The following is a 16,298-nucleotide window of genomic DNA, read 5'->3' on the forward strand; positions in this document are numbered from 1 at the left end:
AATAATCAAAAACAACCATTTGTATTTCAACTTAATAGTTGTACATTTGCAGCCCATTTATGGGGATTGGAGTATTAAACATTTAAAATAGCAGTAGTGGACACATTGAGTTATAAAACTGTTTCGGCCAATAAGGCTACCGTTGACAAACAATGGTTGTTGGTTAATGCAGAAGGAGAAACTTTAGGCCGTATGGCCTCTAAAGTAGCAAAATTGCTTAGAGGAAAGCATAAGCCAAATTTTACACCGCACGTTGATTGTGGCGATAATGTAGTTGTTATCAATGCCGAAAAAATCGTTTTGTCCGGCAATAAGTGGGATGACAAAACCTACTTAAGGTATACTGGCTATCCAGGTGGACAACGTTCAACCACAGTTAAAGAATTGTTGGAGAAGAATCCGGGACGCATAGTTGAAAAAGCTATCAAAGGAATGTTGCCAAAGAATAAATTGGGAGCAGATCTTTTTAGAAACCTGAAAGTATATGCAGGTACAGAGCACAACCAAGAAGCCCAGAAGCCAACGGAAATCAATTTAAAAGAATTTAAGTAATGGAAACCATTCATAAAATCGGCAGAAGAAAAACTGCTGTGGCCCGTGTTTATGTTTCTCAAGGAAACGGAAGCATTACGATAAACCAAAGAGACATCAATGATTACTTCCCAACTGCAACTTTGCAGTATAAAGTAAAACAACCTTTTGCCTTGACCAGCAACGAGGAAACTTATGATGTGAATGTCAATGTTTATGGCGGTGGAATTACTGGTCAAGCAGAGGCTATTCGTCTTGCTTTATCAAGGGCGATGTGTGAAGTTGATGCTGAAAACAGATTGGTACTTAAGCCAGAAGGTCTTTTGACACGTGATCCAAGAATGGTGGAACGTAAGAAATTCGGACAGAAAAAAGCCCGTAAAAAATTCCAGTTCTCAAAACGATAGTATTTTATTTGTCGAATCATTTCGGCATATTACCTATATATTGCTCAAATACTGAAACGAGTTCAGTATAAAACAAGTTCATTGAAAGTCCTTTTTTAAATAGGGACAATTAAAAAAGCAATCTCGATGCAAATCGAGCAAGCTTCGGGAGACCACAAACATAACTCTTGTTATCTTTAGGCCCCGTTAGTTTAGCATCTAAATGCCGAAGGCTTTCGCGTAAGCGGATACCACTTCGGCATTGCTAATTCATAAGAACGTAAACTAAAATTAAATATGGCTACAAAAGTCGAAGTAAAACAATTATTGGAAGCAGGTGTGCATTTCGGCCACCTAACCAGAAAGTGGAATCCCAACATGGCGCCCTACATCTACATGGAGCGTAACGGAATCCACGTTATCAACCTTTACAAAACTGTTGCTAAATTAGATGAGGCCAACGAGGCCCTCAAAAGCATATCCGCATCTGGACGAAAAATACTTTTCGTTGCTACTAAGAAACAAGCAAAAGACATTGTTGCCGAAAAAGTGGCCAATGTAAACATGCCCTACATCACAGAAAGATGGCCTGGCGGAATGTTGACCAACTTTGTAACGATTCGAAAAGCGGTAAAGAAAATGGCTTCTATCGATCGTATGAAAAAAGATGGAACCTTCAATACACTTTCTAAAAAAGAACGTTTACAGGTCGATCGTCTTCGTGCCAAATTAGAAAAGAACCTTGGTTCTATTTCTGAGATGACCCGTTTGCCGGGTGCCTTGTTCATTGTTGATACAATGCGCGAGCACATTGCGGTCAAGGAGGCCCAAAAATTGAATATTCCAATTTTTGCAATGGTCGATACAAATTCAGATCCAAGAGATGTGGATTATGTCATTCCTTCAAATGACGATGCATCAAAATCAATTGACATTATTATGACTGATGTGACCAATGCAATTGCAGAAGGTCTAGCTGAAAGAAAGTCTGAAAAGCAATCTGATAATGAAGGGAAAGAATCAGCTGAACCAAAAGCCAAGAAAAAGGCCGCTGCTCCAGCCGAGGAACCAAAAGCAAAAGTAGAAGAGGCCCCAAAAGAAGAAGTTAAGGCCGCTGCCCCAGCTGAAAAACCAAAAGCTAAAGTAGAAGAAGCTGCCAAAGAGGAGGCTCCAAAAGAGGAAGCTAAGACCGAAGCGAAAGAACAAGCAGATGATCTTACAAAAATTGAAGGTATTGGCCCGAAAGCAGCAGAAGCATTGACAAAAAACGGTGTTGACTCTTATGCTTCATTGGCAAAAGCAGAACCTGAAAATATCAAAGAAATTTTGACCGAAGCAAGTTCAAGAATGGCTCACCTAGACCCCACTTCTTGGCCAAAACAAGCAGAAATGGCCGCTAATGGAAAATGGGATGAGCTTAAAGAATGGCAAGATAGCGTCAAAGGAGGCGTAGAATAAGCTACCGATAATTATTTTTGAATTATAAATTAATTGATTGCCCTATATTAAAAATAGGACATAAAAAAGAGAAATAAAATGGCTAAAATTACCGCCGCAGAAGTAAATAAACTAAGGAAGACCACTGGTGCCGGAATGATGGATTGTAAAAATGCATTGGTCGAGGCAGATGGAGATTTCGAAAAAGCAATTGAAATTCTTCGTAAGAAAGGACAAAAAGTTGCTGCAAAGAGAGCCGACCGAGAATCTTCGGAAGGTGCAGCTATTGCCAAAGTAAATTCTTCAAATACCGAAGGTGTTGCTATCTCCTTGAATTGTGAGACCGACTTCGTAGCTAAAAATGACAGTTTTGTAACATTGGCAAACGAATTGGCCGAATTGGCCTTGGGCTTTGATAGTAAGGAAGCATTTTTGGCCGCTGATTTTAAAGGATTGAGCGTACAGGAAAAATTAACCGAACAAACGGGTGTAATCGGTGAGAAAATAGAAATCGGTAGCTTTAGTAAATTGAGCGCTCCATTTGTTGGATCATACATTCACGCAGGCAACAAAATCGCTACTTTGGTTGGACTTTCTGCTGTTGTTGATGGTGCTGATGTGGTCGCTAAGGATGTAGCCATGCAGGCTGCCGCTATGAACCCCGTGGCATTGAACGAAGATGGTGTCGATCAATCCGTGATTGATAAAGAAATCGAAATTGCTAAAGATCAATTGCGTCAAGAAGGAAAACCGGAAGCTATGTTGGATAATATTGCCAAGGGAAAATTAAAACGTTTCTTCAAGGACAATACTTTGGTAAACCAAGATTTTATCAAAGACAGCAAGCAAAGTGTTGCTCAATATGTAAAATCGGTAGACTCCGATTTAAAAGTAACCGGATTTAAAAGAGTTGCTTTAGGGTAACGATTTGTAATACCAAATTTAAAGGACCGCTCAACAACTGTTTGAGCGGTCCTTTTTTTTCTGATCCATTTTACTTATTGAAGGAATTCTAATAGTTGGTTCAACTTTCCTTCCTAGTGCAACGCTTCATCAAAATCACTTTTTTAATCTTTGTTCGTAAAGGGCGTGAAAACAACGACAAATTAAAAAAGCACCGCTCAAATTCATGAACAGTGCTTTGTTTCATAAGTGAATTTCACCTCTCTATCCTTTTAACCAAGCTTCCCTTAATTGTGATTGTCGTTCACTAATGTTTTCTTCCGGAATAATTGCCTCGACATTTAAAGTAGGTGCACCTACCGCTTTCGATACCGCTATCTCTTCTTCACCTCGCTGTAAGATTACATTTATTTCTGTTTCTGGAGTCCACCCAAAGCTTTGACCTATGATTGGTCGAATAGTCTCTAAATTTATTGCAGTGCCATTAATACTCTTAATAACATCTCCACCTTGGGCTCCCAAGTCAGTAAGAAAACTGTTCAATTCAATTCCTTTTCTAACAAAAACAGCATTATCATTGGCCTGGTCTACATCTATAAAAGGTACCTCGCCATTTAAGAAATAACCAGATTGCTCCTTTTCTTTGGCAGTGGTCAATCCTACTTTATTGAAATATAGGTTATAATCAATAGGCGTATTTCCGATTACATGAGCATCAAAGAATGCCTGCACCTCCGGATAAGTCATTTTAACAATTTCATTAATTAACTTGTCATCATCAAAAGGTGTGTTATTCCCATACTTTTTAGAGAGCTCTTTCATCAACCACAACACCCCTCTTTCACCATTACTTAACTCTCTGAGGGTAATATCGAGGGCCATATTAATCAAGGCTCCTTTCTCATACACATTAGCGTAATTCTCTTCATACGGCTCACTCAAGATATTCTTGCTCATTTCAGTGAATGACATGGTATCGTCATACGATTTAGCGTTGCTGATCTTGTCCATGATACGCTGATAAAACTCATCCTCATCGATTAAGCCCTGTTGTATCTGAAATAAATTGGCAAAGTATTCGGTCGTTCCCTCGTACATCCATAAATGTTGCGACATTTTAGGGTCATTAAAATCAAAGTACTGAACCTCTTCTGAATGCACATTCAAAGGGGTAACTATATGAAAAAATTCATGAGAAACTACATCGACCATAGCTTGTTCCAATCGCTCCTTGGTCATAGCTTCAGGGAGTACTACCACCGTTGACGTATGGTGTTCCAGAGCACCAAAACCCGTAGCATCGTTAGGCTCCATGGTACTTAGATACAACATAATATTATATTTTTGAGTACCATCAATATCGCCCAAGAAAGCTTTTTGTGCCGCCATCATTTTCTCCATTGGGTCTCTCAGACTTGAAGCTGTATAGGTTCCATTTGGCGAATACACACTCAAGGTTACGGTAATATCATTGATTTTGAAAGATTCGATATTAGGCTCGGCGTACAAAATCGGATTATCAATAACCTCAAAATAGCGCTCGGCAACAAAAGTATCAGATGTCGTATCTGTTTGACCATCTGGTTTTTTTGTCATTGACGTCGTTGCCACCAGTTTGGCCGGTTTGCTGATTTTCAATTCATAAGGCACTTCTTTTAAATCTCCAAAGTACCCTACAAATCCATGTAAATTCAGCATGAAATTCTCTCCTGCCAAAATATTTGTACCCGATGGGGAAAATACGGGATCATTCGTTTCTTCCTCGGTATCATAGGTGTCGTTCACGTAATAAACAACTTTATCAAGTGCCTTTCCATTAGATATGCCCCAAGTATTATCATCAATTTTGGAAACTGGCAACTCCTTTCCGTTATAGTCCAAAGCCCTAAACCCCTCAACGTATTTCCCATAATTATCCGCACTATAGGTGCCGGGAACCGTTTTAGGAATATAAAATGAAACACGTTCTGCAGTAAATGCCCCAGGATTTACTTCTACCATCACCTTGTCATCTTTAACGTTGATTAAATCGATAGCGACCGCGACGGGTGCTTTATCCGCGGAAACCAACCCTTTTGAGGATCCACAGCCATAAACCAACATTCCCACAAGGGATAGAACCAATAATCTCATCATATTTATACCTTTAAATTCAAAATGTAGGAAACATCGTCCTTTTTTAGTTTTGCAAGAATATAAAATAAAATAAAACCAGCACTTAACATTAGCAAATAATTAAGGTTCACATAAGGATTAAACACAAGGTGCATCCTAATTTTTTTTGATTATTTTTGCCACAAACAAATACACGGCATGCAATACAAAAGAATACTTTTGAAACTTAGCGGAGAAGCCCTAATGGGAGAAAAACAGTATGGTATTGACTCCAAAAGGTTGTCCGAATATGCCGAAGAAATTAAAGAAGTAGTTGCAAGGGGCATTGAAGTTGCTATCGTCATCGGCGGAGGCAATATTTTTAGGGGTCTTGCCGGAGCTGCCACAGGAATGGACAGAGTACAGGGCGATCATATGGGAATGCTCGCGACTGTTATCAATGGCCTAGCGCTACAAAGCGCATTGGAAATCAAAGGCGTACAGACCCGATTACAATCAGCCATAAAAATTAATGAAGTGGCCGAACCCTTTATTCGACGTCGGGCCATGAGACATCTTGAAAAAGGTCGGGTAGTTATTTTCGGTGGTGGAACGGGAAACCCTTATTTCACAACCGACTCCGCTGCGGTACTTCGCGCAATTGAAATAGAGGCAGATGTTATTCTTAAAGGAACCCGGGTAGATGGAATTTACACCTCTGATCCCGAAAAAGATAAAACTGCCACCAAGTTCGATTCTATTTCCTTTAACGAGGTATTAAAAAAAGGTTTAAAGGTTATGGATACGACCGCCTTCACCTTAAGCCAAGAAAACAATCTACCTATTGTTGTTTTCGATATGAACAAAAAAGGAAATTTACTTAAACTTGTAGATGGTGAAAACATCGGCACAGTAGTAAATCTTTAAATTGGTTCAATTTTTGTTAGTTTGGTTTTAAAATTGAGATTATGAACGAAGAAATAACCTTCATATTAGACACAACCAAAGAAGCTATGGATGCTGCCATAACCCATTTGGAAAAAGAATTTATAAAAATACGCGCCGGAAAGGCTAGCCCAGCTATGCTGTCTTCTGTATTCGTCGACTATTACGGCTCGCAAACGCCTTTGTCACAGGTTTCCAATATAAACACTCCCGATGGGCGTACTATTTCAGTACAACCATGGGAAAAGAACTTGTTACAAGAAATCGAAAAGGCAATCATGAATGCCAATCTCGGTTTCAATCCCATGAACAACGGTGACCTTATCATTATCAATGTGCCACCACTGACCGAAGAGCGTAGAATTCAATTGACAAAGCAGGCAAAAGCAGAGGCCGAACATGCAAAGGTTGGTATTAGAAGTGCGCGACAAGATGCGAATAAAGAAATTCGGGAACTTGATGCCTCTGAAGACCTTCAAAAAAATGCCGAAGTCGATGTACAAGGACTTACTGACAAATACATCAAAAAAATCGATAATTTCTTAGTTGCGAAAGAAGCGGAGATTATGAAGATTTAATTTCGATTCTAAGTAAATCATCCACTTACAACTCGGCGACACCAAAGCCGACTTTTTTAAGAAACCACCGTATGGAGTACCTTGAATAATTCACAAATTATTCAAGGTACTTTTTTCTTTTTCGAGCCCGTTTTAATTCCATTCCGCTTATTTAGGAACACATCCAATCATTTTCTACCTTTGCGCACTGAAAAACGACCAGGGTGGCAAAATTAACAAAAGGTTTTTGGGAAGCAACAGCACGGATAATTCTAAGAAATAGGATTTTAATATTAGTTCTGATTGCGGGCTTTACTGTCTTTTTGGGCTTACAATGGGAAAACATGCGATTCAGCAACTCCCAAGCCAACTTACTTCCTGATGACCATCCGGTCAACCTTGAATATCAATCTTTTTTAAAACAGTTCGGGGAAGAAGGCAACGCTATTGTTTTCGCCGTTAAGGATAGCGCCTTGTTTACCCCGGAAAACTTCAAAAGATGGAACAAATTTAGCAAGCAGGTCGACGCTTTCCCCGAAGTTGATTTTGTACTTTCCACAGATAACCTACAGGAGTTGGTACGGGACAAGGATAAAAATCAATTTGTTCTTGAGCCTTTGATAAAATCAGAATTGGATACCGAGGAAGAAGTTGACAGCCTAAGGAGCCACTTATTCAATGATCTGCCTTTTTACGATCGCCTGCTATACAACAAAGAAAGCGGCACCATACGTACAATAGCGAATCTCGATAAGGATATCGTGAATACTTCGGTACGAAAAGACTTTATACTGCGGGATCTGACAAATTTAATCACAGATTTTGAAGAAGACACCGGTTTAGACATGCACGTTTCGGGTATGCCCTATATACGTACCATGAACTCACAGAACATTATCGATGAGATAGGGAAATTTATTCTTGCCGCTCTTGGTGTTACTTCTTTGATCTTCTTCTTTTTCTTTAGAAGTTTTAGGGCCACATTTATATCGATGGGCGTAGTCATCATAGGGGTCATGTGGGCTTTTGGTTTTTTAGGGCTTTTACAATATGAGATAACCGTTCTTACGGCTTTGATTCCTCCATTAATCATTGTTATTGGAATTCCAAACTGCATCTTCTTAATAAACAAATACCAACAAGAAGTAAAGAAACATGGCAATCAGGCGCTATCGCTTCAACGTGTAATCTCGAAAATCGGGAATGCCACTTTAATGACTAATATGACCACCGCTTCCGGTTTCGCCACTTTTATCATTACGGATAGTAAGTTGTTAAAGGAATTCGGTATCGTTGCCTCTATCAATATAATTGGCATTTTCATATTGTCACTATTGATTATCCCCATCGTCTATAGCTTTATGTCGCTGCCTAAAACGAAGCATCTTAAACATTTGAACAAAAGATGGATAGACACTTTTGTAAATTGGATGGAGCGCATTGTTCGAGAAAGACGCATTTCGGTTTATATTGTCTCCATTATTCTCTTAGTGGTCAGCATTATAGGTATTTATCAAATTAACATTTCCGGAAGTCCTATCGAAGACATGCCCAAAAATGCCGGTTTTTTTAAAGACATTCGATTCTTCGAAAAGGAATTTGATGGTATTATGCCCGTCGAGATCATAATTGACACCAAACGGCCCAAAGGTGTATTAAAATCTACCACCTTAAAAAGCATGGACCAATTGGGGGAAGTAATCGAAGAAATTCCGGAATTATCAAAGCCCGTTTCTGTCGTTAATTTGGTCAAATATTCTAAACAGGCATTTTACAATGGTATTCCGAAGTACTATCAACTGCCAACAACTCAAGAGAATAATTTTATTATGGATGTCGCCCGAAAATCGTCGGGCAATAGCAACTTGCTCAAAAACTTTGTGGATAGCACCGGGCAAACGGCCCGAATGACCACGTTTATGAAAGACGTGAAAACCTCGCGCATGGAGATTATCGAAGCAAGGCTCAAAGAAAATATCGATAAATATTTTCCACCGGATCGCTACGAGGTGTACATGACGGGTAGTGCGCTGCTTTTTTTAAAAGGAACTAAATATTTAGTAAAAAATCTTGTCATGTCATTGGCCCTGGCAATCGGATTGATCGCCTTGTTTATGGCCTATCTGTTCCGTTCTTTTCGTATGATTATAATTTCATTGATCCCCAATTTGCTTCCTTTGGTTGTTACGGCCGGGGTGATGGGTTTCGCCGGAGTTCCTATTAAGCCTTCTACCATTTTGGTTTTTAGCATCGCTTTTGGCATATCGGTCGATGATACGATTCACTTTCTGGCGAAATACAGGCAAGAGCTTATTGTAAACAAATGGCGCATTCAAAAATCAGTTTATGCCGCTCTAAGAGAAACCGGAGTCAGTATGTTCTACACGTCAATTGTGCTCTTTTTCGGTTTTTCAGTCTTTGTGATTTCCGACTTTGGAGGCACGGTCGCTCTGGGAGCCTTGGTTTCTGCAACGCTTCTTTTTGCGATGTTAGCCAACCTAATTTTGCTGCCCTCATTGTTACTATCTTTAGAACGAAATATAGCGAATAAGGAAGTACTCAAGAAACCGCAGATCGATATACTCCCAAAAGATGAAATCGATATAAACGATTCGGATAAGTAATAGGTTTTAAACAAGCTATTATACCATATATACTGCGGTTCTTTTTCTCAAAAAGCTATCTTTGCCAATCTAATTCCGATTTGATTAAAAATGAAGTCATTTAGCGTAAAAGAACTACTAACAACAACTCCGCTATTACAGGAGGTTGTAATAAATGGATGGGTAAAAACCTTTCGAAGCAATCGTTTTATTGCCCTCAACGACGGGTCTACACTTAATAATATTCAATGTGTGGTCGACTTTGAAAAATTTGACGAAAACCTTCTGAAGCAGATTGCCACTGGTGCCGCTATCAAAGTGAAAGGCACGCTAGTCGAAAGTCAGGGAAAAGGCCAAAATGTTGAAATTCAAGTTGACGACATTACGATTCATGGTAGCGCCGACCCTGAGACCTATCCTATTCAGCCCAAAAAGCATTCTTTGGAGTTCTTACGGGAAAAAGCACACCTTAGGGTACGTACCAATACCTTTGCCGCAGTAATGCGTGTAAGGTCGGCATTATCCTTTGCTATACACCAATATTTTCAACAGAATGGCTTCTACTACTTTCATGCGCCCATCATCACGGGTTCAGATGCCGAAGGAGCCGGGGAAATGTTTCGTGTAACTACGTTGGATGAAAAGAATCCACCACTCACCGAAGCGGGCGATGTAGACCATAAAGAAGATTTTTTTGGCAAAGAGACCAACTTAACCGTTTCCGGACAATTGGAAGCAGAGGCTTACGCCATGGCACTCGGAAAAGTATATACTTTTGGCCCTACTTTCAGGGCAGAAAACTCAAATACCTCAAGGCATTTGGCCGAATTTTGGATGATCGAACCCGAAATGGCCTTTTATGACCTTGATGCCAACATGGATTTGGCTGAAGATTTTATCAAAAAAGTGATTCAATATATTTTGGATAACTGTAAAGAAGACCTCCAATTTTTGGAAAAAAGGCTTCTTGACGAAGAAAAAACAAAGCCGCAGGCCGAACGTAGCGAAATGGCATTGCTAGAAAAACTAAAGTTTGTCGTAGAGAATAATTTCAAAAGAGTTACCTATACCGAAGCTATTGACATACTCAGAAATAGCAAGCCCAATAAAAAGAAGAAATTTAAATACCCTATAAACGAATGGGGAGCAGACCTACAAAGTGAACATGAACGCTTTTTGGTCGAAAAACATTTCAAGTGCCCTGTAATTTTATTTGACTACCCAGCAAAAATAAAGGCATTTTATATGCGTTTAAATGAAGACGGAAAAACAGTTCGAGCGATGGATATTCTTTTTCCCGGAATCGGGGAAATTGTTGGAGGCTCTCAACGTGAAGAACGTTTGGATGTTCTAAAGGAAAAAATGGCGGCATTAGGTATCGATGAAGAAGAGCTATGGTGGTATTTAGACCTTCGTAAATTCGGTACGGCGGTCCATAGTGGTTTCGGACTCGGTTTCGAACGACTTGTACTCTTTGCAACGGGTATGGGCAACATACGCGATGTAATACCTTTTCCCCGAACACCGCAAAATGCGGAATTTTAAAATTGATTTTTTAACTTTAGGGAGAAGTAGAATTTAAACTCTATGCTGAAACAACACTTACAATTCAAATTATCCCAAAAACTATCTCCTCAGCAGATTCAGTTGATGAAGTTGATTCAGTTGCCTACGCAGGCTTTTGAACAACGATTGAAACAAGAGCTTGAAGAAAATCCTGCTTTGGAAGGGGGTAAAGAGGAAAGTGATAGCATCGATGACGAATTTGATGAAATCTACGATGAGGATACCGAAGCCGGAAGTGAAGAAATCAATACCGAAGACATCAATATCGATGACTACCTCAGTGATGACGAAATACCTGATTATCGCACTAAAGCCAATAACTATAGTACGGACGATGAAGAAAAAAATGTTCCTTACGCCGCAGGTATCTCTTTTAACCAATACCTTCTTAATCAGCTCAACACGGCATACCTAAGCGACGACGAATGGGCCATTGCCGAATTTTTGGTGGGCAGCGTTGACGAAAGCGGGTACATTCGCAGACCATTATCCGATATTTTAGACGATCTGGCATTTACCCAAAATATCTATACCGACGAACAAACCATTCAAAAGGTTTTAAAAATAGTTCAATCATTAGACCCTCCCGGGGTTGCTTCAAGGTCTTTGGAAGAATGCCTTATTATTCAACTCAAGCAAAAAGAACTAACGCCGGGTGTTGAACTTGCCACCACTATTCTAGAAAAATCTTTTGAGCAATTCACTAAGAAACACTATAAAAAGTTAATTCAGAAGTACGGGATTACCGAGGATGAACTAAAAGGTGCTATTTCCGAAATTGAAAGGTTAAACCCAAAACCAGGTGGCTCCTATTCGGGAAACAATCGCATGGTCGAGCATGTAGTTCCAGATTTTTCCATCAGGATAGTAGATGGAGAACTTGAACTCACCTTAAATGGAAGGAACGCACCTGAATTACACGTTTCTAGAGAGTATAGTAATATGCTTAAAGGATATAAAGACGCCAAAGACAAATCTAAATCTCAAAAGGATACTGTACAGTTCATTAAGCAAAAATTGGATGCAGCTAAGTGGTTTATCGATGCAATCAGACAGCGGCAACAGACGCTATACATCACCATGAACGCCATTATGCACTATCAAGAGGAATATTTTATGACCGGCGATGAACGCAATTTGCGTCCTATGATCTTAAAAGATATTGCCGATGAAATACATATGGATGTTTCAACTGTTTCCCGTGTTGCGAACAGCAAATATGTCGACACTCCCTATGGCACCAAATTGATAAAGGAATATTTCTCAGAGTCAATGAAAAACGAACAAGGCGAGGATGTTTCCACAAAGGAAATCAAAAAGATATTAGAAACGGTTATCCAAAAGGAAGAAAAGAAAAAGCCGCTTACCGATGATAAATTAGCTGCTATATTAAAGGAAAAAGGATATCCTATTGCACGAAGAACAGTCGCTAAATACCGCGAGCAGCTGAATATTCCGGTTGCGAGATTGCGAAAACAAATTTAATGCGCCTGCTCGCTAAGTTGATTTCTTACTTTTCCCACCCGCTGTTCATTCCAATCGCGGGTACTATTAGCTATTTCATGGTCACCCCAAAATATAGCCCGCAGGAGGTACAGACGGGCAATCTACTCCCCATTTTTATTCTTACCGTCATCATTCCGATTATATCGTACTTTATATTGAGAAACGTTGGCATGGTAGGCTCTATATTTATGCCAAGTCTTAAAGAACGCAAATACCCGCTGTATATTCACATTCTATTGCTTTTGATGATTGTATATAAAGTTATTCCTAACTACTACATACAAGAACTCCACTACTACTTTCTTGGGCTTATTATCGCCGCAATGTCAACCCTATTGCTTCTTTTTTTCAAGATAAAAAGCAGTATGCATTTATTGGGCCTAGGAAGCCTGTTGACATTTCTTTTAAGTCTAAGTATACATTTTGCGATTAACCTTACCTTGGCCATTAGCTTAATTACCCTTTTAACAGGCTTAGTTTCTAGTGCCCGCCTATATTTACACGCACATACCAAAGCAGAAATCTTTATAGGCTTTAGCATCGGCATTCTTTCTCAATTGCTATTGATCAAGTTTTGGCTATAAGATATAGAAGATAAAACCGACCCTCAAGGGCTTATAATTTATGTTTTCCCCATTCAATTCTGCAGAATTATTGAATAGAGAATTTAATGCATAATGAATATGAATATTAAATGTATTGTAGCCGAAACTAAAAGTAGCGCCGTATTGAAACTTCTCGATATTCGTATTGTAAAATGAAATTTTCTCGGTATCCGAAACATATTTAGATCTTGCACCTGCGACGTAAGCAAGCTTGATACCCGCGTAGACACGCCAAAATTTATATTCCTCCGGGGTAGAATTACGCCATCGAAACTCGAAAGGCATTTCAATGAGATGTGTTTCTATTTTGTTCCGTTTAAAATCAGCATTGTCATCCAACACCGAATATAAAAACCCATCGGAAACTTCAGAAACCAACATATTCGTATAATACGAATTTAAAGCCAAGCCTAAACCCACACCTAGTGCCGTTGTTCGTTTTGAGTTTAAGGGAATATCCTTGATTATACCAGCCTGCAGACCGTATGACAAATTTCGTTGTGTCACCGTCTCCGGTTTGCTCAACAAAAAATTATAGGTAACCCCTAAATAAAACTGATCCTCCAAATAGTCCGAATCGCTACCTTGAGAATCGTTATCAACGGTCTGGGCATTTAGCGACACCAAGGAAAAACAAATTGCTAAAATTCCAACCAATATATGCCTCATAACGCAAAGTTACATAAATAAAAAACGCTCCAAATATGTATTTGGAGCGTTTTTATAAGTTTGAAATTATAAATCGAAGCTACTGCAAGTTATTAAATGCATCACCTTCGTAGGTAGTATAATTAACCTTTAAAGCATTAACCTTTCTAAGCTCTTGCTTGATATCGGAAATCAACCCCATATTCGCATTCTTATCTACTTTAAGTGCCGTGGTAAGAACGTTCTGCAACTCTTGGGCCTTTTTGGCGCGTTCTTGCAAAATATAATCACCAACATCTGTAGGATCCGAAAACTTATCGTTCAATTGAATTTTTGGCTCCGAACCAAAAGTACTCTGGTACTGCGCGGTAGGAGCCCCTACATAAATGTAAATTACCCTATCCTTTTTTTCCAGCTTTTTTGTCTCACTGGCATTAGGAAGTGTATTCTCAACTTTCAGGGTGCTATCTTTCATAACAGTAACCGTCATAAAAAAGAACAAAAGCATAAATACAATATCAGGCAACGATGCGGTGGATACCGCTGGTGTATCACCATCCTTTTTCTTATTGAATTTTGACATAGTCTTTATTTTAAGCTTTTATTAATTGGAAGTTGATGTTTCCGCTTCCGAAAGTTTTTGAGGAAATAAATCCTGTACTTTTTTGACTTTTTCTTTCAGCGCTTCTTTGGCTTCTGAAGAGGTCTCAGGATTTAAATACTCTGCTTCCATGTCGGTAAAGGCCCTTCCAAAAAGACGCTGTGCCTCCCTGTTCCGAAGATCGTTGTAGGCTCCGACAAGTTCATTTTGAACTGTGATATAGGTACCATATTTGGTCTCCCTATCATTTTTCAAAGAAATGACCGCCTTGGTAGGATTATCGGACGATTGCGCATCTTTCTTACCCTTACAATAGGTACAAGTACCGTCACCATTATTATCTAAAAATTCCTTTGCCTTGTCCCGCAACGTCTTCAAGTCAATCAATTCGTCATCAGCCAACAATTGACCACTCTTGTTGATATTAACTTCAAAGATGTTCTTTTCTTTGATAACTACATCAGTATCGGGCGGCTCAATAGGAGGCAACATACGATCCAATCCTGCATCTGTTTCTATGGTGGTGGTCACCAAGAAAAAGATAAGCAACAAGAATGCTATGTCTGCCATCGAACCGGCATTTACTTCTGGTGCTCCTGCTCTTCTAGCCATAATTTTTATTTTTATTTACTGTCCCATTTTCTTTACACCGCCCCATAACATTGCCCCAACGGCAACAATGGTAAGTATAAAGAACATATTAAGACCTGTTCCGATGTTTTTGATGGTACCTTCAGTGGTCGAGAGACCCTTGTCAGCCATCTCTTCAATACTAACATCGGTACCCGATGATAGCACGTAGGCTATAGCTACGACCAATAAAAATCCAACTACAACAAACAAGGTCTTTTTAAGATTGGCAGCGTTAGAAAACAAGTTCTTAAGCGCAAACACAAGGCTAAAGACTACAGCTATCCCAAGAAGAAGATAGGTAACCCAAAACATAGCGTTCATGGCCCCGCTTTGAGCTGCTTCTCCTGCCGGCATATCCCTTTCAGGAAGCATAAACCAGAGAACGGCTCCAATCAACCCCACTACAATTAATAATATTTTTACAATTTTATGCATGATTTTGTATTATTGAGTCCGACTTATTTTTTATGGTCTACCAACATATCAATCAAAACGATTGATGAATCTTCCATGTCATTTACGATACTATCTATTTTCGCAATGATGTAGTTATAGAAGATTTGAAGTATGATAGCCACAATAAGACCGAATACCGTTGTCAATAACGCCACCTGAATATCACCTGCAATAAGCGATGCACTCAAGTTACCAACCGCACTAATTTTCTGGAAGGCTTGAATCATACCGATTACCGTACCCATGAAACCAAGCATAGGGGCAATAGCGATAAACAATGACAACCAAGAAACGTTCTTTTCCAATCGTCCCATTTGAACTCCTCCGTAAGCAACAACCGCTTTTTCAGCAGAGTCGATGCTCTCACCAGCTCTATCCAAACCTTGGTAGTAGATAGAAGCAACAGGCCCTTTAGTGTTTCTACACACTTCTTTAGCCGCTTCAACGCCACCTGATGCCAATGCATCTTCAACTTGCTGCTTTAACTTCGCAGTGTTGGTGCTGGCCAAGTTTAAGTAAATAATTCTTTCAATAGCTACAGCCAAGCCCAAAATCAAACATAAAAGTACGATGCCCATAAAACCTGCACCACCTTGAATGAACATTTCTTTTAAAACTTGGGTAAAGCCTTTCTCAGCTTCTGGAGCTGCATCCTGCAAAACCATAACCGCTGAAGTCATATTTGCACTTACCGTATTTGTACCTGCCACAAATAACCCAGCTACAGCCAGGATAGAGAATAATCTTTTCATTTCTTTCAAACTTAAATTAGATTAGTTAATAGGGTTAAAGATAAAAAAAAATTGCAATAAAAAAAGTAAAACTTC

Annotated in this window: 16 protein-coding genes; 10 read left to right on the top strand and 6 right to left on the bottom strand. The window is 39.4% G+C overall.

Annotated elements, in window-relative coordinates; translation table 11 throughout:
- The first annotated feature begins 96 nt into the window (after positions 1-96).
- The 4 genes from rplM (at position 97) to tsf (ending at position 3,278) form a co-directional block, all read left to right on the top strand.
- On the top strand, positions 97-552 hold the full coding sequence (gene rplM, locus BLS33_RS21175; RefSeq protein ID WP_089894672.1) for a 50S ribosomal protein L13: 456 nt from the start codon (positions 97-99) through the stop codon (positions 550-552).
- The gene (rpsI, locus tag BLS33_RS21180; protein WP_089894675.1) at positions 552-938 is read left to right on the top strand and encodes a 30S ribosomal protein S9; all 387 of its coding nucleotides are present in this window, start codon (positions 552-554) and stop codon (positions 936-938) included. The genes rplM and rpsI overlap by 1 nt, the downstream gene beginning before the upstream one ends.
- Before the next feature lie 276 nt (positions 939-1,214).
- Positions 1,215-2,375: a 30S ribosomal protein S2 gene (gene rpsB / locus BLS33_RS21185; RefSeq protein WP_089894678.1), complete on the top strand. Its 1,161-nt coding sequence runs from the start codon at positions 1,215-1,217 to the stop codon at positions 2,373-2,375.
- Positions 2,376-2,453: 78 nt separating this feature from the next.
- Positions 2,454-3,278, top strand: a complete 825-nt coding sequence (tsf, locus tag BLS33_RS21190) for a translation elongation factor Ts (protein WP_089894682.1) — start codon at positions 2,454-2,456, stop codon at positions 3,276-3,278.
- Positions 3,279-3,521: 243 nt separating this feature from the next.
- Here the strand turns inward: tsf and BLS33_RS21195 are convergent, their stop codons facing one another.
- Positions 3,522-5,393 carry a M61 family metallopeptidase gene (locus tag BLS33_RS21195; protein ID WP_089894687.1) on the bottom strand — a complete coding sequence of 624 codons (1,872 nt, stop codon included), beginning with the start codon at positions 5,391-5,393 and terminating at the stop codon, positions 3,522-3,524.
- A gap of 177 nt (positions 5,394-5,570) precedes the next feature.
- Here BLS33_RS21195 and pyrH point away from each other — a divergent pair, with 177 nt between their 5' ends.
- From pyrH to BLS33_RS21225, 6 genes are all read left to right on the top strand, one after another.
- Positions 5,571-6,278, top strand: a complete 708-nt coding sequence (pyrH, locus tag BLS33_RS21200; protein WP_089894690.1) for a UMP kinase — start codon at positions 5,571-5,573, stop codon at positions 6,276-6,278.
- A 41-nt stretch (positions 6,279-6,319) separates the two neighbouring features.
- A complete protein-coding gene (gene frr / locus BLS33_RS21205) occupies positions 6,320-6,874 on the top strand; it encodes a ribosome recycling factor (RefSeq protein ID WP_089894694.1) in 555 nt (184 codons plus the stop codon).
- Between the two features lie 203 nt (positions 6,875-7,077).
- Positions 7,078-9,477, top strand: a complete 2,400-nt coding sequence (locus tag BLS33_RS21210; protein WP_089894697.1) for an efflux RND transporter permease subunit — start codon at positions 7,078-7,080, stop codon at positions 9,475-9,477.
- Positions 9,478-9,567: 90 nt separating this feature from the next.
- On the top strand, positions 9,568-11,001 hold the full coding sequence (asnS, locus tag BLS33_RS21215; protein WP_089894700.1) for an asparagine--tRNA ligase: 1,434 nt from the start codon (positions 9,568-9,570) through the stop codon (positions 10,999-11,001).
- 42 nt (positions 11,002-11,043) lie between these two features.
- Complete coding sequence (rpoN, locus tag BLS33_RS21220; RefSeq protein WP_089894703.1) at positions 11,044-12,507, top strand: RNA polymerase factor sigma-54; 1,464 nt, start codon at positions 11,044-11,046, stop codon at positions 12,505-12,507.
- Positions 12,507-13,112: a hypothetical protein gene (locus BLS33_RS21225; protein WP_089894706.1), complete on the top strand. Its 606-nt coding sequence runs from the start codon at positions 12,507-12,509 to the stop codon at positions 13,110-13,112. The genes rpoN and BLS33_RS21225 overlap by 1 nt, the downstream gene beginning before the upstream one ends.
- Here the strand turns inward: BLS33_RS21225 and BLS33_RS21230 are convergent.
- The 5 genes from BLS33_RS21230 to BLS33_RS21250 all read right to left on the bottom strand — a co-directional run bounded on the left by BLS33_RS21230 (position 13,107) and on the right by BLS33_RS21250 (position 16,223).
- Positions 13,107-13,802, bottom strand: a complete 696-nt coding sequence (locus BLS33_RS21230) for a porin family protein (RefSeq protein WP_089894709.1) — start codon at positions 13,800-13,802, stop codon at positions 13,107-13,109. The two genes, BLS33_RS21225 and BLS33_RS21230, sit on opposite strands and share 6 nt — an antisense overlap.
- Before the next feature lie 79 nt (positions 13,803-13,881).
- Entirely contained in the window at positions 13,882-14,364 is a 483-nt protein-coding gene (locus tag BLS33_RS21235; protein WP_089894712.1) for an ExbD/TolR family protein, read from the bottom strand.
- 21 nt (positions 14,365-14,385) lie between these two features.
- Positions 14,386-14,994 carry an ExbD/TolR family protein gene (locus BLS33_RS21240; RefSeq protein ID WP_089894714.1) on the bottom strand — a complete coding sequence of 203 codons (609 nt, stop codon included), beginning with the start codon at positions 14,992-14,994 and terminating at the stop codon, positions 14,386-14,388.
- Positions 14,995-15,009: 15 nt separating this feature from the next.
- Positions 15,010-15,450, bottom strand: coding sequence for a hypothetical protein (locus tag BLS33_RS21245; RefSeq protein ID WP_089894717.1), 441 nt, complete (start codon positions 15,448-15,450; stop codon positions 15,010-15,012).
- Positions 15,451-15,473: 23 nt separating this feature from the next.
- Complete coding sequence (locus tag BLS33_RS21250) at positions 15,474-16,223, bottom strand: MotA/TolQ/ExbB proton channel family protein (RefSeq protein WP_089894720.1); 750 nt, start codon at positions 16,221-16,223, stop codon at positions 15,474-15,476.
- Positions 16,224-16,298 lie beyond the last annotated feature (75 nt).

This window comes from Kriegella aquimaris (assembly GCF_900103215.1).
GTDB classification, from domain to species: domain Bacteria; phylum Bacteroidota; class Bacteroidia; order Flavobacteriales; family Flavobacteriaceae; genus Kriegella; species Kriegella aquimaris.